Origin of the sequence: Arenibacter sp. S6351L (assembly GCF_023016025.1) — a bacterium.
In the GTDB taxonomy this organism is placed as follows: domain Bacteria; phylum Bacteroidota; class Bacteroidia; order Flavobacteriales; family Flavobacteriaceae; genus Arenibacter; species Arenibacter algicola_B.
This window is the reverse complement of record NZ_JALKBB010000035.1, coordinates 1-21,135: the sequence shown is the minus strand read 5'-3', so window position 1 is coordinate 21,135 and position 21,135 is coordinate 1. Positions and strand designations below refer to the sequence as shown.

The window sequence follows — 21,135 nt, the reverse complement described above, 5'->3', positions numbered from 1 at the left end:
GGTTATTCCCTTTAATTATACATTTTGTTATAGAGATCATTAAGATCCAACTTATCTTCCATTGTTTTTTGCAGCTCCAATAGGTCGGCAAAAAGGGTTTTTACCTTCTCCTTATATTCTGGACTTTCGGACAGATCTTTCATTTCGTTCGGATCATTCTCCATGTCGAACAAAAGTACCTTATCTATTTTCGGGTAGATCAAAAGTTTAAATCCGTCTTTACGTATCATACGCTGTACATCTATATAGGCACCGTAAACTCCATTATAATGACTTTCCTGTCTTTCTCCTTTTATGATATCCAAAAAGCTATTGAACTGAACGTAATCCGGCTTCTCTACACCAGCCAATTCCAGGGAAGTTGCCATAATGTCCTGCAGATAAACATCCTGATCCAAAGTTTTTCCCTTCGGAATGCCAGGACCTACTACCATCATCGGAATACGCACACTATGGTCGAACATACTCTGTTTCCCAATAAGGCCGTGATGCCCTACAGACAGACCATGGTCCGCACCGAAAAAGATATAGGTATTATCCATTTTTCCCGTAGCCTCCAAGGAATCCAAAATAACCCCTATCTGCTCATCCATGTGGCTCAACAGGGCATAATATTCCTGACGGTGCACCTTCACCGCATATTCCGTTCTTGGGAATGGTGCCAAGGCTTCATCCCTTAGACCCGGCTGATTGCCCATATCATCCTTATATGGATATTCTGGTAAAAAGTTTTCAGGTACCTTGATATTTTCCAGCGGATACATATCCAGGAAGCGTTGGGGTGCCTGCCTCGGGTCATGGGTTGCGTTAAAGGCCAGGTACATAAAAAAGGGGTCTTCTTTTTTGGTGGCCAAATCTATAAATGCAAGAGCATCATCACGGACCACTTCGCTCCAATGTTTACCGCCTTCCCAGAACCCCCCCTGAAGCGTATCTGTAGGTTGCCATTCCGTATCGTCCGGACCCGTTGGTCGGCCATAGCCAAGCGGCATATAATCGTTCCAGTCCTTCATGTCCCCTGATTCCGCTTTCCATTTTTTAATGGCAGCACCCAATTCGTTTCCACGATCTCCGGGCATGCCGGGACGAATGTGCCGTGCATCATTAAAGATAGTACCTGCAGGTGCCTGTACATGCCATTTCCCTGTCATATAAGTATCATAACCTTGCTTTTGCATTAAGCGGCTCCAGGTCTCGTTCAATGCCGTGGAGTCTCCTTTGGACCACAGTTCACTTTTATCCCTAGCATTCCAAATATACGAACCGGAAATAATCATAGCCCGTGATGCCACGCAGATGGCGCCGTTCCAACCGCCCATATTATAGGCATGGGTAAAGGAAGTACCCTCATTAACCAAACGATCCAAATTAGGTGTATGCACTTCATCAAAACCCAGGGCCCTAATACTTTCGAAGGTCTGGTCATCGGCAAACAGAAAAACGATATTGGGCTTGTCTCCAGTCTCGGAGACCTTTTCAGATCCGGATGGCTTACAGGATCCAAGTAGAAAAATACTAAGTAAGGGTAGGCATAAAAGTAATCTCATATTAGTTATTTTTGGTATGTAAAATTAAATCTCAATTATTCTTTAATGGAAGAGTCGCCAAATTAATCAATAATCCTTGCCCAAAGCACTCGTCTCCTGAGAATCCTTCCATTGATTCCAGTAAGCAACCATTTCGTTCAACTTTTGGGGCTGCTCATTTGCCAGATTATTATTTTCGCCCATATCAGTACGGATATTATAAAGAGCAAAATGCTGTCCGCTATCATCACTATAAATCTTGTACTCGTTGTCTATCAGAGCTGCTTGGTCCTGAAAATCAAAGGCCAAAGGTTCTGTCCTTCGCTTTACTTCGCCTTTTACAATGGGCAAAATATCCACCCCATCATAAGGCCTTTTATTTTTTGCAAGGTCCACGCCCAAGATATTGGCTATAGTCGGAAAATAATCGGAAGTGAAGCAAGGAATATCTACCTTGGTTCCCGGCCCAATTTTCCCTTCCCATTCCATGATACCAGGAACCCGGATTCCACCCTCATGCAAACTTCTTTTTCTTCCCGTGAGTCCGTTGGTAAGGCCTTGGGTCCTGCCCTTGACCGATTTTCCCTCGGGACCATTGTCGCTGGTATAGAAGAGCACCGTATTTTCGGCAACACCCAATTCCCGTAACTTATCGCGTAATCGCCCTACCTGCTTGTCCAATGCGGATATTACACCATAATAATGTTGCTGGTCTTCGGAAAGGTCCGTATAAGGCTTTCGGTCATCATCCCCTGCCAAAACCGGCAAATGGGGCGTATGGAACCAAATAATACTTAAAAATGGTTTGTCATTTTTTACGGCATCTTCTATAAATGGGATGGCCCTGTCCATGATTACCCTGGAATCGTCACCTTCCAAATTTTCTTTAGCAATTTCACCAGGCCCGGTCCAGTAGGAGGTATTAAAAGGTTCCCCTTCCTTTAAATTCCCATTTACGTCACCTGATGATTGTGGAGGGGTGATCATGGGATCCCAGGTGGGAACCTTGGATTCCGTCACAAAACTCACATCGAAACCATGGTCCCAGGGAGGGGCATAGTCCCCATCAAATTTTTCCCTTCCTCCCCTATTGGCTTCTACAATATCACGTGTCAGGGTTCCCAAATGCCATTTACCAAAATGTCCCGTAGTATAGCCCAAATCTTTGACCATTTCTCCTAAGGTAATTTCCTCGGGCTTCACATGGCCGCAATTGGCATGACAGATTCCGTAGCGAAGCGGATGTCTGCCCGTCATTACGCTTCCGCGTGTTGGGGAACATACGGCCGAAGCTGCATAGAAACGTTCAAAAACCGCCCCGTTGGCCGCCATGGAATCCAAATTAGGAGTTTTTAGGTGGGGATGTCCGTTATACGCCATATCCCCCCAACCCTGGTCATCGGCCATCAGTAGTATGATGTTGGGGCGGATTTCGCTAATTTCATTTATATCAGGTTTCGTTTTCTCTCCCTCCTTGCAGGAGGACAACAAGACTAGCAGAATTATAAAAGTGCTCAAACACGAATTATCCCTAATAATTCTATACCATTGATGAATCCTTATTTTTTTTTTAAACATGATGTAGTGTATCAATTTAACAATTTTACGATGTTACCACCCCGGGTTTTGCTCAATGTTTGGGTTGGCATCAATGATATCCTGACGTATTGGTAATAGGTAATACTTATCATCCCACTTCCGATTATATGAATCTCCGTCAGGACGAAATTTAGGCCCTACTAAGTCTCCATAAAGCGTGGTACTTTCGGGTATACCATATACCTGTCCTATAACTTGATTACCCAGTTTATATCTCCAGATATCGAACCAGCGCTGTGGCCCTTCCCCTGCAAATTCATACCTTCTTTCCAAAAGAATGGCATCGATCATTTGGTTGCCGGTGGTACCCCTTGTTACTGTAGGTAGGCCTATATCTGCATATTTTGGCATTCCAACCCGGTCGCGCACCTTATCCAAATAGGTCAAGGCAACTGCATTAGCGCCTCTTCCAGCAAGTGCTTCTGCATACATTAACAATACTTCGGAATAACGAATAATTTTGTAGTCGGCATCGCCCTTATCCAAAGCTACCAAATTATAATCGATATATTTTCTAAAACTATAACCGGTGGGATTGGAAGGCCTAGTAATATCATCAGTATTTGGTGGGATATCTGGATGGGGCTCATAGACATAAATATTTTCCGGATTACCTTTATCAGGTAGTTCATCGCCGGGAAGAACCGCCGATACTGCCAATCTTGGATCTCTATTGGACCAAGGATCCGAAGGGTCATATGTCGGGTCATCCTTAGGAAAAAGTCCATTAATTGTCTGCACTTCCTCTATAAAATCGGACGTGTAACCTGGCCTACTTTGATTATTTCCATAAGTAGCAGCAGGACCTCTCCAAGAACCTTTTTGAGCAACTGTTCTTGCCATATCCTGGGTCCGTAGCTCAGGAACAAATATATTTGCCAAAATCACTTCTGAAGATCCATCGCCTGAGGCTAGAAATAATTTGGCAAATCCAGAAATTCCGTTTTCCAAATCATAAATTCCACTATTAATTATTTCCGCGCATGCGTCTTCTGCTCCTTTATACAAAGCCGCTTTATCTGAATGCCAGCCAAGCGCGTTCAAATAGGCTCTGGCCTTTAGAGCCAAGACAGCTCCTTTAGTAATCCTTCCTGCATCAGTATTAGGGTAGCTAATTGGAAGTTGATCAACTATTTCATCCAATTCGCTAATCACCCAGTTGAAAACTTCTAACCTTGGAGTTCTTGAAGGAAGTTCTTCTGGATCAATTATTTCAGTAATCAGAGCTACATCACCATAAGCCAATACCATTCTCTCATAAATCAATGCTCTAATAAAACGGGCCTCTGCGGCATGTCTATTGCGCAATTCCTCTGTTGAATATTCTGCTTGAGGAACAGCCTCCAAAAAAAAGTTTATATCCGCAATTCTATCGTACCTGTAAAAATCGTCCAACACATAGTCATTACCAGGCTGGGATACGGTTATCCAATTAAAATCGGAATCAAACCGACCTTGGGAGTTTATATTTCTATGAATCGCCTCATCTGTCCAGAAGTAGGGCACAAATTCATCTCCTGCGTTAACTCCACCTTCAGGCAAATAATTGTATATAGCATTTAAAGCAAATACCATATCTGTTTCCGATTGGAAAACGGAATCGGAGGTTAATTCGTCAAGATCGGTTACATCTAAAAAGTCACTGCACGAACTTAAAATCGTCAGCAACATTATACTTATTATTATCTTTATATTTTTCATAAGTTTAAAATTTAAGGTTAATACCTAAAGAAGTAGTAAAAGGTAAGGGGTAATCCACATTTCCGATCCCTAGTTCCGGGTCCCATCCGTTTTCACGCACTGGACTGTTCGTCCAAACCGTTCCCAAATTTTCAAATGAAAGAGCAAAGTTTAAACCGGATAGAAAGCCTATTCTTTGAAGTACTTCTCGATCAAACTCATAGCCCAGGGTAATGTTTTGAAACTTGATAAATTCATTATCGAAAATCAGATGTGAAATATCGGATGAATAACCTTGTATTCCATTACCCTGAGGTACCGGAAAATAAGCATCAGGATTATCCGGCCTCCAATAATTCAATTGATAATCAAATGCATTTGTCCCGTTCAAAAAAGGCTCATGAGCAGAGGCACCACTCCACCATTGCTTTCTATCCAATGCACCATAAAATCTTGCGGACAACGACAAACCTTTAAATGAAACTCCCAAGTTGAAGCCGACATTCAGGTTCGTATCACTATTTTGCTTTAAAATAATCCTATCGTCACCGTTGATAACACCATCTTTAGCATCGGGTATTCCATCGGCATTGGTATCCACAGTAAGTTGATCAACGAACTTGTAACCGCCTAAATAGGTTCCACCAACATTACTTTGGTCCACTGGCGTAACACCATCATCTTGGACATATGAATCCAGCTCCTGTTGACTATCAAAAAAACCATCCGTTTTATAACCAAACCAATCGTTTATACTTTGTCCTACAGCAAAATTTACTTGTTCCCTTCCCGCAAGATCAGTTATTTCATTATCATACCCAGTAATGTTACCGGACAGCCAATACGATACGGCCCCAATATTATTTTTGTGGGTCGCTGACAATTCCCATCCCCAACTTTTCACCGCATATAGATTTGCCGGCACGTTGCCAAGACCAAATTCTATGGGAGTAATTACTTCATCCAATATATCTTCCCGGTCTGTAACGAAATATTCCGAATTGACTTGAAGTTTTCCAGACCACAGCGAAAAATCCAGTCCAACATTGAGGGTTGTTGCCGTTTCCCATTTTAAATCCCTACTTGCAGGTGAACCCAAATTTAAACTTGGTTGAATTGCCCCGCCTATTGGATATCCCGTCACGTCCAAATTCACCAATTGCACTACTCTTCTTCCCACGCCTGAATCATCTCCTGATTTACCATAGGAACCTCTTAACTTGAATTGGTCGATAAAGTTTATTCCCTTCATAAATGATTCTTCAGCTAGGTTCCAACCCAATGCCACGGCCGGAAAAAAGGCCCATTTATTATTATCAAGAAAATTGGAACTACCATCTCTCCTGAAAGAAATTTCAGCAAGATAGCGGCCCTTGTAATCGTAATTAAATCGACCGAAATAGGACAAGGTTGTGGCATTTCCCCCTCGACTCGAACTATTACCTATACCTCCTCCAATACCCACATCAGGAACCTGCCCTAATGATAAATCAATTACATTATCCAATAAAAACCCTGTTCTACCAGCTATCACATACTCATTCTCTCCCTGTTCCGACTGAAAGCCCAATAAAGCTTTCACGGAATGTACATTATTGGTCCACTCATAGTTTAATGTGGAAAGGGCTTTGAACGAATATTCGTTGAAGCTAGATACTCGTAGCCTTCGTGCATCCGCAGACCCAATGGAATAAGATCTGTTTGTTGATTCCGGGTTTGTATAAGAATCAGGGTCTGAAAAATCTAGTGTTACAAAATCGTAAACATTGTTCCAATCCCTGATATTCTCATTTGTTTTTAGCAGTGATACACGCTGTTCAAAGATCAAACCTTTAAATGGTTTTAATTGTGCGTATAGTTGTACATTTAGCGCATCCCTATCAGCTTTCACGAACGATCCGGATGCAGCTTCGGCAATAGGATTAGCTGTTCCCGGACTTCCTTTGTCTACCCATAGACCATCAACACTTCTTACAGGATAAAAAGGGGATCCGAGTAGCCCATCACCTCCGTTGGCAGGTGTTTGGTTCGTTATTCTATTAGTAATCAAAGTATTAGTTCCAACAGTCAACCATTCTCCTATATCCGTATCCAATTTCAAACGCAAATTCAATCTCTTGAAATTGTCCGACCCAATAACAAGCCCTTTTTGATCTAGATAGCTAGCGTTAACCAAATAACCCGTTTTTTCACTCCCCCCGCTTATCGCCAAATTATGAGATTGTTGTCCTGCACTATTATTGTACAACTCCTCTGGCCAAACAGTTTCTGGGTAAAAACCATTTCTCGCCAACTCCAGTGCTTCTGCACTATAAGGATTGCCTCCTGCCGGATCACCTGTAACTGCAAAATTTTCGAATTCCATGAGTTCTAAGGAATTAAGTGTTTTAGGCAGCTCTCTCGGTGATTGGATCGAAGTATTTAAGCTATAAGAGATAGACAATGATTCACCTCTACGGGTTTCTTTGGTTGTAACCAACATTACACCATTGGCACCTCTTGCCCCATATACCGCAACTGCTGCCGCATCTTTCAGTATACTAACACTTTCAATAGATTGAGGGTTTACATCACTTAACGACCCTTCGAAACCATCAATTATAACCAAGATATTTGTATTGTTCAATGAGCTATTTCCTCGAATTGCAAATCCAGGAGCACTACCAGGCCTACCATTTGAATTGAACCCTCTAAGCCCTGGTATAGAACCAACAAGGGCCGATTGAATACTGGTAACAGGTCTTTCATCTACTTGTAATTGTTCACCTGAAACCTGCGCAACAGCACTTACCACTTTTCGGGAGCTTTGTTTTCCAAATCCCACTACTACAACCTCGTCCAAACCTGCTGCATCTTCCTCGAGTGCAACAGAAAGATTTGATTGTCCGTTAATAGGGATCTCCTTGGTTGCATATCCAATGTACGAAACAACAAGGGTCACGTTTTCATTGGCTACTTCAATAGAAAAATTGCCATCAAAATCGGCCGTAACACCGTTAGAGGTTCCTTTTTCTACGATATTGGCCCCAGGTAAAGGAACGCCATCCCCATCTGTGATTACACCAGATACTTGGAACTGTACCGGGACCACTTTCTTTTTTGGTATAACAACCCCAATCTTGGCCGATATAGCAGTATTTGTTTTTTTGGTAAGTATTACCTGTCGATCCACAGTTTTATAACTGGTATTGGTATTAGCAAAAAGCAGGGCCAACACCTCCGATATTTTTCTTTTTTTGATACGTAACGTTACTCTTCGATCAAGATCTATCTGAGCACTCTCATACAAAAACCGAAACTCCGAAATTGCCTCTATTTCACTAAAAACCTGTTCCATGGGAACATTATCGAATTCTAAGGTTAATTTGGTACCCTGGGCATAGGTATTTGCCTGAATCTCAAATAACGAAACTATAAGCAAAAATGTAGTCAGTTTCATCTTCAAGTCTAATTTGGGGAAAAGCCTATAAAGCAAGACCCCCATAAATTTATTTTTCATAATTTTGGTTTGATTAAATGATTTTGAAAAGGTCGTTTAATTATTAGTTCTTAAATCGGGAAATGGTCTCAAGCATTTTCCGATTTTTTTTTGAACTTTCTGTACTGCATTCAAAAAGTTATGACATAATCTATTGTTTTATTTGGTTCATATTAGTCTATAATTATTCTTTTGTCTTTAATGGTATAATTAAAAGCATGTACCTCCCCTATAGATTTCATTACGTCCTCTATACTCTCAATGTCTACATTAAACCGAGCGTTCAAAATTTTCGTGCTTAGTAGATCATTGTTATTTTCAATAACCACATTATAACTGCGTTCCAGCTTTTTTGACATATCCTTAAAGCTCACATTTCTAAAAACCAGTTCTCCCTTAATCCATCCTGTATACAGGCCAACATCTACTTTCTCTTCATTTGTTACATGGGATATTCTGTTCCAAGCCCCCTTTGTCCCCGGAACTAGCACCAAATTATCTTCTGGCCTTAATGCATTTGTCATGCTAACGGCCCCCTCTACTAATACAGTCTTGATTTCATCATCCTCATCATAGGAAGAAAAATTAAATTCGGTCCCCAATACTTCCACGGCTACTTCATCGGAATGCACAACGAATGGATGTTCCTTATCCTTGGCTACCTTGAAATATGCTTCACCCTTTATAAATATTTCCCTTTTCCCAATTTTCAGAAATTTTACAGGATATTTTATTTTTGTACCGGAATTCAAATGTACCAAAGTGCCATCAGAAAGCTCTACTTCAAATATTTTCCCAAACGGAATCTCCAATTCATTATACACGAGCTCACCAATTTCCGAATCAACTCTATAGCTTATCCTATTGCCCTTTTGCACTCCCAACACTTTACCCGAAGTGGAAACTATCTGCTGACTGCTCTCCTCCTGGATTACCTTCACATTGTCGTTCCCCATTTTGAGTTTTATGGAAGTTTCTGAAATGGGATTTTGGTTAGCCATATCATTTTGCCTAAACACCAAATACCCTGTCGCAATAACTCCAGCAAAAATTGCCGCATACTTTAGCAATGGTCTCCAAAGGGAAACCCTTTGTTTTTTAGAAACTTTAGCCTTCTCCAAAAACTCCTGCCATTCCAAATCAGCGTCCATTTCTTCCAGAAAAACCAAGGCCTCCGACACCAAATTCTCATGAAAAAGTGTATTGACAATCTCCTTTTCATCCTGGGTAAGATGCTCCAGTACATCAACCTCTATTTGACCGGATTGTTCAATACTTATCAAAACAGATTTCAACTTTTGCATAAGGCTTATTTGTGGTTCTTTTTAATAAGTTGTTATTTCAGGTTATTAGGGTGACAAGAAAATTATATTTTTTTCAGAATTTGATAAATATTTATGCCAAATGAAATTAAATTAGTATAATTGACTCCATTATTTATCCAATAACACAATAACCCAAACATTAATTAGGATATAAAATCCTATAAAACCATGACCAAAAACAAGAAAAATTACAACCAAGAAATGGAGAATCTTTTTAAAGAGCATTTCCCTATGTTGTGCCTAATTGCTTTTGGAATTGTCAAGGATAAGGATACGGCCAAAGATATTGTGCAAGATTTTTACATCTCGTACTGGCAACGAAGGGATGCGGTTTCCCTAACCATCTCCTTTAAGGCATATGCCATTAAGGCCGTTAAAAATATGAGCTTACTTTCCCTTGAAAAAGCAAAAAAAGAAAAGTCGCTTCTTCAAAGTCTAAATACACCGAAATACAACGACCCGGAACCTATGGATCCTCCCAATGCAAACGGTAGGAAGATACAGGCCCTACTGAACGAGCTGCCCGAAAGCCGAAAACAAATATTTATTTCTGCCATTATTAATGGACGTAGTTACGCCGAAATAGCTGAAATGCAGGGGATTTCCATCAACACCGTTAAAACACAAATGAAAAGAGCCTATGCATTTCTAAGGTCGGAGGCATCGGAAAATCTATTACATTTTTTTCTTTGGACAGCAATAATTTCATACTGTATAACTTAAGGGAATTATTAATTAAAGTGCGCCGTGGTTGGTAATTTCCACTTTGTCCAAAGTTTCCATTTAACCTCTAGCTTTCTAGTTCCCTACCTATATTAATTGCCCAAAAATCGCTATGAGGGTCTCCAAGTATTTTTAGTTAGGTCCTCTTTATAAAATAAGGTTCCCAAATACCTTTTGCCGAAATAGCCAGCAGGACGGCCTTGCTCTTTGACCATTTACCCTCCCAAATTACCTCGGACTTTTTATGGTCGCAATGGGCATGAAAGATTCCGTAACGAAGGAGATGCCTTCCTACGCTTACAAGACTTGAGGAACAAACCACAGTCTCCGAAGAAAAACGTTCAAAAACCCCTAATTTGGAGGACATGACCTCCAAATTAGGGGTTTTTAGATGGAGGGGTGTTATAAACTATATCCCCCAGCCAGTTCAATTGACCATCAAAAATAATGTTAGACGTTTCTTCTTTCTATAGAATAGCTTAGATATTTTTTGATTATAATTTCTCAATATAGACATAGTAAGCAGGATGCACCCTGTCATCCTTATCTATGAGTTGTGCTTCCATGTCATATTTTCCAGCAGAAATTTTGGCAGTAAAGGACACTTCCTTTTGTCCTTTTTCAATTTTGACAGTTTGTTCCAGGTCGGCAACATATAGATATGCCTTTTCAAAATCGTCTTTTATGCTTGCCGGCATAGTCCTGTCCAGCTCCACAATTTTTTCCTGTGCTGGAAAGGTTTGATTTATGGCCAGCCCACTTTCCCTTGGAAAGCGACAAAGACTGATTTTATATTCACCATCCTCAATAAAGTCTATTTTCCACCTTCCGGTAGCTTGGGTAGCACTAACAGCTCCATATTGATGCCACATATGCCCAAATTTACCCGTTAGCATATCATGTGAAGAAATACGACTGGGATTTTCTTGGGGTGACCCTACTTTTATGTAGGCATATCTTTCGTTAACACCTTCATCCATAAACGACTGCCACCATCTTTCATAACCCTCGGACAGCTTTTCCACCACCTCGGGATGTTGATCTATTACATTTTTGGTCTGACTACGATCAGTGTTCATGTTATAAAGTTCCGTTCCGTTAACAAACCTCCAATTGTCATCCATAACAGAGTATTTTCTGTATTTTACCAAGTTTTGAAGTCTTTGGGTATCGATATATAATGTTCTGCTGGACCAATTCTCATCATTGCCATAAAGCAATGGCTTTAGACTTGTTCCATCCAAAGGCTTCACCGGATTGAAATCCAGTCCCAAAACGTCCACAAAAGTAGGCAACAAATCATAGGCTGCAGCCAGTTTGTCTATGTCCTTACCTCCGGTAAGTTGTCCGTCCGGCCAGCGAATGAAGAGGGGCACCCTATGACCACCTTCATATTCACTCCCTTTACCTCCTCTTAAACCAGCATCGAAAACCTGATGCCCACCAGCAGTTCCATTATCTGTCATAAAGATCAAGATGGTATTGTCCGCTATCTTCAACTCGTCCAACTTCTTTTGCAGCAACTTAAAATTGTCGTCGATATTGGTTATCATCCCATAAAAGCGTTGAAATTGCTCCTTAAGGCCATCTACTCCCTTATACATATCCAAATACTTCTTTGGAAGGTTTAATGGGCCATGGGGAGCATTGGTGGCAATGTAACAGAAAAATGGGTCGTTTTTATTTTCTTCTATAAAGTCCATAGCTTCTGAAAAGAAGACATCGGTACAGTAACCCTTGTATTTTTGAGTTTCCCCATTGTGCCAATAAGTATCGTCAAAATAATCGTTGCCCCAATAGTCTGGTCCTTGGGTGATTCCTCCCCCACCATGCCTAACGACCTCATGAAACCCCCTATCTTCAGGACGGTACGGATAATTATCCCCTAAATGCCATTTGCCGAACATTCCATTGGTATAGCCATTTTGGGCCAACACTTGAGGTAAAATTACTTCATCCTCAAACAGCAGTGAACGACCGGTTATGGTATGGAATACGTTGATCCTATTGGTATGTCTGCCCGTCATTATGGCTCCACGAGTAGGAGCGCAGGTGGTGGAGACATGAAAATTGGTAAAGCGCACCGACTCCTTATAAAATGCATCTAGGTTAGGTGTCTTAATGTATGGGTTTCCATAGCAACCCAAATCTCCCATACCTTGATCATCGGTAATTACGATGATAACATTGGGTTTTTTCTTTACCGTGCTTTGAGCATTTGAGATTATTGGCAGCACAAATGCCGCTAAAACAAAAACCTTAAAATATCCTACCAAAGTACCTAATGGACGTAAGTTGTCTATTATCATAATCAAACCTAATTTATTTTTGAACAATTTAGTTATCATTTCCTTTATTATTTATATAAATATTATCCAATCATAATACTATTTATTATTTGTTGACCAGGATACTTTTATGAATTTTCGAAAAACACGTTTATAGCGACCTACTATATTAAAAGTTCTAAAGTCGACATATTTGAGTTCTTCAGCCATAAAAATATTAAATTGTCTTTAAATTAATATCCCGGGTTTTGCACAAGGTTTTCATTATTGCGCAATTCATCAGTAGGAATAGGGAACAATAATTCCCTTGCAGTAAGCGTGGGACCATAAGCAAATTTATGCCCAACAAAGTCCTCAAAGCTTCCTGTGGCCACGTTCAAAGCCTTTCTAAGACGGACCATATCAAACCAAGTTACATTTTCATAGCTTAATTCGTGCCATTTCTCTTTCCAGACTGCTTCCCTGAATTGCTCTTTGCTAAGTCCAGTATATTCGTCAAGTTCTGCTCTCCTTCTAATTTTATTCAAGGCCTCTTCAGTATCTATTGTAGGACCGGAAATTTCGTTCTGGGCTTCAGCATAGATCAAAAGTACCTCTGCATAGCGGATTAAATCCCAATTAAGGTCACTACTAGCCGTTTCAAGATTGGCCACAATATCAAAATGTTTATATAAAAAGTACCCTCCCAAGACAACAGTTTCACTCCTATCGAATTTTGAAGTATAGGTAGTATAGTAAAATTCCTTTTCCTCCACCCTTTTATCTCCAGCTTCATAGGATTGAATGAAATCCTGATTTGCATAAATAGCTCCTGTTTGGGCTGAATAGGCAGAGATGTTCATATTGTAAGGGATGATTAATGGCTGCCAATCCGAAGGATCCACAAAAGCTTCATATTGCACCATAAAAATATTCTCACCTATATTATTACTGGCCGGGTCATGTAGATCGGCATATGACGGAAATAAACTGTATTGATCCGAATCGATTACTTCTTTAGCTTTGTCCGCCGCCTTCTTATAATATTCATTCCCTTTTTGCAGGGGATAGCCGGCCATAGTAAGATAGACACTTGACAATAGGGATTTTACGGCGCCCAAAGTAACTTTTCCAGTGGTATCGTTAAATGGTAATCCTGAAGCCTCTGCCAATGTAAGATCTTCTTCAATTGCAGCATAGATATTCTCAACAGATCCCGGAACGGCATAAAGATTTTCCGAACCTAAATCTATGGGATCTGTAATCAAAGGCACCGAACCAAAAATTCTGACAAGGTTATAGTAATAATAGGCCCTCAAAAACCTGGCTTCGCCCAAAAGTCTATTTTTCTTGGCTTCGTCCATAGCAATTTCCGGAATGTTTGCTATGGCCAAATTGGCATTGGCTATTCCTTTATAACTACTGTCCCAATATGATTTACCATATGCATTATCCGAGGTATTGGTCAAATTTCTAATAATATTACTATTGTCGGCCTGACCCAAATCACTATCGGCAAGTCCCGTTGCAAATTCCAGCATTAGCCAGGGACTACCTCCATAACTGCCGCCCCTCACAGACCTTAGACTGGAATAAATGGAATATACGGCAGTCTCGGCATGCTCGGCGGTCTTAAAATAGCTTTCAGCCGTAATGTTGGTAGGATCAGATTCCTCAAGAAAATCGGAACATCCTGTGGCAAGGAATAGCAAAAAGGCCATTAACAATAACCCAAATCGTGTTTTTATAGAATTTTTCATTTTTATCTTTTTTTTAATTAGAATGTTGCATTCAACCCGATCATAAATACCCTGGGCTTGGGATATTGATCAAAATTAACCTCTCCTTGTCCAAAAGTATTATCGCTGGTTTGCACCTCAGGGTCATAACCTTGATATTTTGTGCTAACAAAGAAGTTTTGCGCAGAAGTATATATCTTAAGCCTGTTGAGTTTTATTTTTTCAGTCATTTCGGAAGGAAAATTGTAGCCCAACAGAAGGTTTCTCCCCCTAATAAATGACCCATCCTGGATCATATGGGAAGTATCCAAGTTATCATAACCTGCGGACACTGGTCTCCACTGGGCAATTGGGGTATCCTGATTATCCGGGGTCCAACCGTTTAAGACAGTGGATAAGCTATTTGCAATCCCCTGACGATTTTCCTGTGGGCGCGTGGTAATGTACATTATGTCATTACCGTATTGGAATTGCAGATCGATCAATAATTCAAAATTCTTATAGCGGAAGGTGTTGATAAAACTACCGTATCCGTCAGGTATACCTTTCCCTATAATTGTTCGGTCCGCCTGATTGATAACCCCATCATTATTTCTATCCTCTATTTTTACATCCCCAGGCAACCTGAAATATTTTGCGGCTTCGGCCTCTTCATCCGTTCCCCAAGTTCCCAAGTGAACCAACCCAAAGAACGAACCTACAGGTTCTCCTTCCCTGATTATAGTACGACTGGAGAATATATCACTTCCTCCGGAAAGGGCTACAACTTTATTCTTGTTCATGGCGATATTGAAATCGGTTTCCCATGAAAAATCAGTATTCATAATATTCTTGGTATTCAAGGAAAATTCAACTCCCTTATTTTCCATACTACCTATATTGCGAAATACTGAAGCATAACCACTACTCGTTGGCACTGGAGAATTTAAAAGCATATCTGTGGTCAACTTTCTATAGACATCTGCTTCCATAGAAACTCTGCCATTAAAAAGACCCAACTCTATACCGGCATCTACCTGATCCGTTTTTTCCCACTGTAGGTTAGGATTGGCCAACCTGTCTATCCCAATACCATTTACTATGGCATTATTAACTACATAGGCATAGTTTCCAAGACCTGAAAGTGCCCCATATGCCGGAATTTCCGAGTTACCGGTAACACCATAACTTGTACGCAATTTAAGATTGGAAATTACCGAGGATTCCCTTAGGAAATTTTCTTCAGACACTTTCCATGCCAATGCTGCTGAAGGGAAAAACGCATATTTATTGGTAGCTCCAAACTTTGAAGATCCATCTACACGCCCAGTAACCGTAAGTAAATATTTATTTAACAAGCCGTAGTTGATTCTTCCAAAATAAGAATTAAGACCATAGGCATATGCACTTGAACTTGGTGTACGTACAACAGACCCTGCTCCCAAATTATCATAGCTAAAAAAATCGTCTGAAAAATTTTGAGAACCGGCACTAAAATTGGAACTGTTGACATGTTGCCATGAAATACCCAATAAACCAGTTAGTGAATGAATTTCGGCTATCTCCTTCTGATACGTCAAATAATTCTCAAACTGCCATGACAAATACTCGTTTAATGACCGAGTGGCATATCCGTTCGTATTGGTCCCTATAAAACTTAGTTCCCTTCCAGCATATTCATTGACTTTTTGGTCGATACTATTAATCCCCAAAGACGTTCTAAGATCCAGTCCTTTCGCCAAAGTAATATTGGCAAATATATTTCCCAGCACGGTATTGGTTTTTAGGTATCTCTTGTATTCTTCAGCAACCCTTACCGGATTGGGACCTCCTTCCATACCCGGGTAATCTGCATTACTGGCCCAGGTACCATCAGGGTATTTAACTGGAATGATAGGAATATTTTCTATCATATTCCTTCCTACCCATGAAGCATGTATAACCCTTTCGTTCTGATTATTATAGCTTAAACTACCACCTACCTTTAACCAATCTTTAATGTTGGAATCAAAAACAAAGCGCCCTGAATATCGCTTTAACCACGAGTCCTTCATTATACCCTCTTCGTTCATGTATCCTAAAAACGCCCCATAACTACCCTTCTCATTTCCTCCTGTAAAAGATAACTGATGATTCTGGGTAAATGCCGGTCTGGTAACTTCATCTTGCCAGTCTGTATCATAAATTGGGTCTCCATTGACATCGAACAATCTTGGATCGTTTCTTTTCAAGGCAGGATCGGTATATTTACCGTTTGCAAAACCAACTGCATCATATTTTTCTGCGTTCTGATAGGCTACCTCCTCGATCATTAAAAATTCCTCGGAATTAAGTACCCCAACTTTTTTGGCAAGAGTGCCCAGACTGTAGTAACTGTCATAACTGATTCTACCTCCTGTATTGCTTCCTCTTTTGGTAGTAACCAAAACAACACCGTTAGCCCCCCGGGACCCATAAATAGCGGTAGCCGAGGCATCTTTTAATACTTCTACCGAAGCAATATCGTTTGGATTGATATAATCGATCGGGGTGCTGTTGTCCGCAAGGCCCGTGGAAACCAATATGACCCCATCCACAACGTACAATGGATCATTGGCAAGACTAACAGAGGAATTTCCTCGAATTCTTATATTGGATTTACCCCCTGGCCTACCGGAATTGATCGAAACACTAACTCCCGGCATTTTTCCGGATAGGGACTGCGTAAGGTTTGCGGCGGGTCGCTCCTGAAGCTCTTCAGAGGAGACAGAACCAACAGCTCCTGTCAAATCACTTTTCTTTTGGGTTCCATACCCAATCAGTACTACTTCATCCAAACCTGCTGCACTTTCTTCCAAACTTACCGCGATGGTCGTTTGCCCATTTAGAGAAATTTCTTTGGTGGCATACCCAATATAAGACACCACAAGGGTTGCATTTTCATTTGCTACTTCAATGGCAAAATTACCATCGAAATCTGCAGTAACTCCATTGGATGTCCCTTTTTCCACAATGTTGGCCCCTGGCAAGGGAACACCATCGGCATCTGTAATTGATCCATTTATCTGCAATTGCAGCTCCACGCCAATCAACATGGAATCCATAGGCACTAAAATCCCATTTAAATCCGTTTTGGCATTAGCAAGAAACATGACCATGGAACATAAAAAGGTGGTCCATAGTACCTTTTGCGTAGGTTTAAAACCACGCACTGGTTCATTTTTTCTTTTCATTTTAAAGTTTTTAAGTTATTCAAGAAATCTTGTTGGTTTTTAACTTTTCCGTGACCATTAGTTGCCTTTTAAAAATCAATGAAAACTACAATTACTCCATTAGTTTTTATTTATTCCAACCCGGTCATCGTCCGAGTGCAATCAAATATAGGCTACCGCTGCACCGTACATCTTGCTCATATCGCCCAATCATTTGCTCATAACATGCGTTATAGAACAATAAAGTTTAAATTTTTGATTTTAAACGAGTTATAAGCACCCTCGCACTAATGTATCCCTTGAAACAGTTATAAAACCCATGATATAAAACTAAAAGCATTTTATGAGTACAATATGTTAGGGCGATAATAACCTACTGGTCTAGGTGAACTATATTTTCATTTATGTTTTGAAGCTTTTATCTAGGCAAAAGCTTTCCAATTTTAAAAATCTATAGTATTGCAAAACCATAAAAAGGTAGTCGGGCCAATTTTTATCCTGAAAATTTGAAGGAAGAAACCGGTATAGATCTATAAATTTAAGAGAAGACAGGAATGCCCTTAGGCCGCTATAAAACTTGAGCTCACTTTTACCGGAAAAAACAAAAAAAACGAAAAACCGCTACTTCAAAGTCTAAACACGGCAAAATACTAGGATACTCCAGAAGCTATAAATCTATCCAATGCAAATGGAAAAATCCAGGCACCACTGCACGAGCTACTACACGTCTAGAACAAATATCTATTTAAATTAGGAGATATGATGAAATAACTGAAATCCGGGTAAGGATTACCAATGCCAAGTACTGTTCGAAATGTCCAAAACTTATTCCTAGTCCTGCGTCACCTTGCTGCCCCACCAGTCTTCGTTGGGTTTAAAATCTTTTGATAAGAATTTTAATCGTTCCGCTTCCAAAGCCGGCCAACTTTCATTTACAATTCGATTATGCCGCTTTTGAGCAAGTTCGGCATTGTATTCAAGATCCTTTGATGGCATATTGGCCCCTACCTCCTTGAGCCAACCATGAAGCTTTTTACTTAACTTTTTAGCGATATCGGGATATTGGGTTATTACATTGGACTGTTCCCCCGCATCAGTAGCCAGGTCATAAAGTTCGTCGCTCCCATCTTCCCAATAATGGATAAGTTTCCAGTTTTCTTCGCGTATAATTGATGATGGATTTCCACCTTGATTGCCATAATGGGGATAATGCCAGAATAATGGTCTTACAACATCCATTTTTTTACCCTCCAAAATAGGTTTTAGACTAATACCATCTATATGTTGTTCGGATAAGGCATCAATATTGGCAAAATCCAAAATAGTTGGATAGAAATCAGTACCAATAACAGGAAAATCGCTTTGCGAGCCTCCATTTTTCAGCCACGGTACCTTTATAAAATAGGGTTCCCGAATACCACCTTCCCATTGATATCCCTTGCCGCCCCTTAAAGGCAGGTTACTGGTGGAAAAAGAATCCCCTGAGGCCACTCCACCGTTATCAGAAGTAAAGATCACAATTGTATTATCCTCAAGTCCGGAATCTTTTAATGCCTGAAGCACCACTCCCACCGCATCGTCCATACTCTCAACAAGCCCAGCATAAATTGGGTTGTCCTGCACCTGTCTAATAGGTAGGACCCGCTCCATCTTATACCCATTTTCGGCTATGCCCAATGATTCCGCTTTGTTCCTATATTTGTTCCATTTTTCCTGGGTGGTCTGTATTGGTCCATGCACTGCATAAAACGAAAGAAAAGCAAAAAAAGTAGAGTCCTTGTGCTGTTTAATAAAATCTGCGGTTTCAATGCCCAAGCGCATGGTAAGATTCTCACCATCAATTTTATTGGGCAATACTGGATTGTCCCAAGGTGAAAAGTACCCCCCCATTGGACTTCCCTTGTCCCATCCTCCTTTGTTGATTTCAAATCCGTGATCCTCAGGATAAGATCCTTCCGAGCCCAAATGCCATTTTCCCGCAAAAAAGGTCTTATACCCTTCTTTCTTCATAGCTTCGGCGATGGTCACATCATTTTTCGGCAAGCTGTGTACATATTCGGCAGGTAATAGTTTATCGTGACGATTATGGGATCGCCATGCGGTACCGGATGCAGCTCCTATCCAGTCCGTGATTCCGTGTCTAGCTGTAAATTTGCCGGTCATAATACTAGCCCTAGAGGGACTACAAACCCGGCTGGCGGCGTAACCTTGGGTAAACACCATGCCTTCTTTTGCCAATTTATCAATATTTGGCGTCTCGTAATATGTGCTGCCGGTTATACCAAGGTCTACCAAGCCCAAATCATCGACCAGTATAAAAACTACATTAGGTCTTTGTTTTAAGTTTTCAGATTGTTGTTGGCAGCCTACTATTAGTAAGCACAGTATTAGGCCACCTATTATAACGGATAAAATTTTGGAGAAGCGCATTCCTATTATAATCTTGTTCTGCATTAAGGCAAAGGTTTCACCATAATATCCTTGTAATAAACAATACTTTTAGGATCATGACCTTGCAGTGCGAAGGTTCCTCCCTTTAGCACCCTATGCTGGCGTTCCCCTGGATCACGTTTAGGATTTTCAGGTTCGGTATAATCCACAACCACAATATCATTTATTTTAATAATTATTCTTTTACCTTCTACTTTAATATATTCCGTATACCATTCATCATCGCCTACATAGGTTTCAATTACATTCACTATATCATATAGGCTACCGGTACGTTTCCAATCCCCTTGGGAATTGTTCACCTGTACCTCATAACCATATACTGGCCAACTGGCCTCTTGATAACGGGTATGTATATAAATCCCAGAATTGGAACCAGGCCTGGTCATAACAGAGGCCTTGAATTCAAAGTTATTAAAATCATGGTTTTCCACATCGCCAACATAAAATAAATGTGCCTTTGGCCCTTCTACTTTAATAGCCCCATCCTCAATTGAAAAGGTATGGGCATTTTCCCCGACTTTCCAACCATCCAAATTTTTACCATTGAACAAGGAAATCCAACCATCTTTCTTTTTGTCTCCCCCTGTTTGCCCTGTAATTGTATTTAAAATTCCTAGACAGAATACTAGGCTCATTAGATAAGCAAAACTATTTTTCATTGTGTAGATTATTTAGAAGAGACAAGATATTAAAAAATGGGTTACTCAAAAGATAATGTTGAAACTATTTTGGGAGGATGTTGAATAATGCTTGATAGGAAAATGATAATTTGATGTATCAATGAATCAATGTAGCGATTGGTCAATTTGAAAATGAGATAATTTGTTGAATTGAAAATGTACCGATTGCTTAATATATCAATTAATTACCCCCTTGGGATACAAACGCAGCGCAGCACGAACGGCTACGGGAACGGATCACGCCAGCGGCGTGCCCTGTGTTGGATATAGTACAAAAAAAAGTCCCCTCATCCGATGATGAAGGGACTCTCAAAAAAAGGCGGCGGCCTATTCAATGACAGCCCGTTACTGCAAGCGTAGCGAAGCAGGAACGGATGCTGGAACCGATCACGCCAGCGCCGTGCCCTGTGTTGGATATAGTACAAAAAAAAGTCCCCTCATCTTGCGATGAAGGGACTTCAAAAAAAGGCGGCGGCCTACTCTCCCACTTGGTG

The 21,135-nt window shown here is 40.5% G+C and carries 12 protein-coding genes; 1 reads left to right on the top strand and 11 read right to left on the bottom strand.

The window, feature by feature from the left end; translation table 11 throughout:
- Positions 1–11: 11 nt before the first annotated feature.
- From MWU82_RS21245 to MWU82_RS21225, 5 genes are all read right to left on the bottom strand, one after another.
- Positions 12–1,547, bottom strand: a complete 1,536-nt coding sequence (locus MWU82_RS21245) for a sulfatase-like hydrolase/transferase (protein ID WP_247097829.1) — start codon at positions 1,545–1,547, stop codon at positions 12–14.
- A 66-nt stretch (positions 1,548–1,613) separates the two neighbouring features.
- Positions 1,614–3,104: a sulfatase-like hydrolase/transferase gene (locus MWU82_RS21240; RefSeq protein ID WP_247097828.1), complete on the bottom strand. Its 1,491-nt coding sequence runs from the start codon at positions 3,102–3,104 to the stop codon at positions 1,614–1,616.
- Between the two features lie 33 nt (positions 3,105–3,137).
- Positions 3,138–4,826 (bottom strand): RagB/SusD family nutrient uptake outer membrane protein, encoded by a 1,689-nt coding sequence (locus tag MWU82_RS21235; RefSeq protein WP_247097827.1) that lies wholly within the window; start codon positions 4,824–4,826, stop codon positions 3,138–3,140.
- 4 nt (positions 4,827–4,830) lie between these two features.
- A complete protein-coding gene (locus MWU82_RS21230; protein ID WP_247097826.1) occupies positions 4,831–8,304 on the bottom strand; it encodes a TonB-dependent receptor in 3,474 nt (1,157 codons plus the stop codon).
- Between the two features lie 152 nt (positions 8,305–8,456).
- On the bottom strand, positions 8,457–9,587 hold the full coding sequence (locus tag MWU82_RS21225; RefSeq protein ID WP_215947428.1) for a FecR family protein: 1,131 nt from the start codon (positions 9,585–9,587) through the stop codon (positions 8,457–8,459).
- 189 nt (positions 9,588–9,776) lie between these two features.
- Between MWU82_RS21225 and MWU82_RS21220 the strand changes: the two genes are divergently transcribed.
- Complete coding sequence (locus tag MWU82_RS21220) at positions 9,777–10,331, top strand: sigma-70 family RNA polymerase sigma factor (RefSeq protein ID WP_247097825.1); 555 nt, start codon at positions 9,777–9,779, stop codon at positions 10,329–10,331.
- Between the two features lie 136 nt (positions 10,332–10,467).
- Here the strand turns inward: MWU82_RS21220 and MWU82_RS21215 are convergent, their stop codons facing one another.
- The 6 genes from MWU82_RS21215 to MWU82_RS21190 form a co-directional block, all read right to left on the bottom strand.
- A complete protein-coding gene (locus tag MWU82_RS21215; protein WP_247097824.1) occupies positions 10,468–10,698 on the bottom strand; it encodes a hypothetical protein in 231 nt (76 codons plus the stop codon).
- Between the two features lie 127 nt (positions 10,699–10,825).
- Positions 10,826–12,640, bottom strand: coding sequence for an arylsulfatase (locus MWU82_RS21210; RefSeq protein ID WP_215947425.1), 1,815 nt, complete (start codon positions 12,638–12,640; stop codon positions 10,826–10,828).
- A 212-nt stretch (positions 12,641–12,852) separates the two neighbouring features.
- Positions 12,853–14,358: a RagB/SusD family nutrient uptake outer membrane protein gene (locus tag MWU82_RS21205; RefSeq protein WP_215947424.1), complete on the bottom strand. Its 1,506-nt coding sequence runs from the start codon at positions 14,356–14,358 to the stop codon at positions 12,853–12,855.
- 17 nt (positions 14,359–14,375) lie between these two features.
- Positions 14,376–17,528: a TonB-dependent receptor gene (locus MWU82_RS21200; protein ID WP_215947423.1), complete on the bottom strand. Its 3,153-nt coding sequence runs from the start codon at positions 17,526–17,528 to the stop codon at positions 14,376–14,378.
- Between the two features lie 810 nt (positions 17,529–18,338).
- Entirely contained in the window at positions 18,339–19,961 is a 1,623-nt protein-coding gene (locus tag MWU82_RS21195) for a sulfatase (protein WP_247097823.1), read from the bottom strand.
- Positions 19,961–20,620 (bottom strand): DUF1080 domain-containing protein, encoded by a 660-nt coding sequence (locus tag MWU82_RS21190; RefSeq protein WP_215947422.1) that lies wholly within the window; start codon positions 20,618–20,620, stop codon positions 19,961–19,963. The genes MWU82_RS21195 and MWU82_RS21190 overlap by 1 nt, the downstream gene beginning before the upstream one ends.
- Positions 20,621–21,135 lie beyond the last annotated feature (515 nt).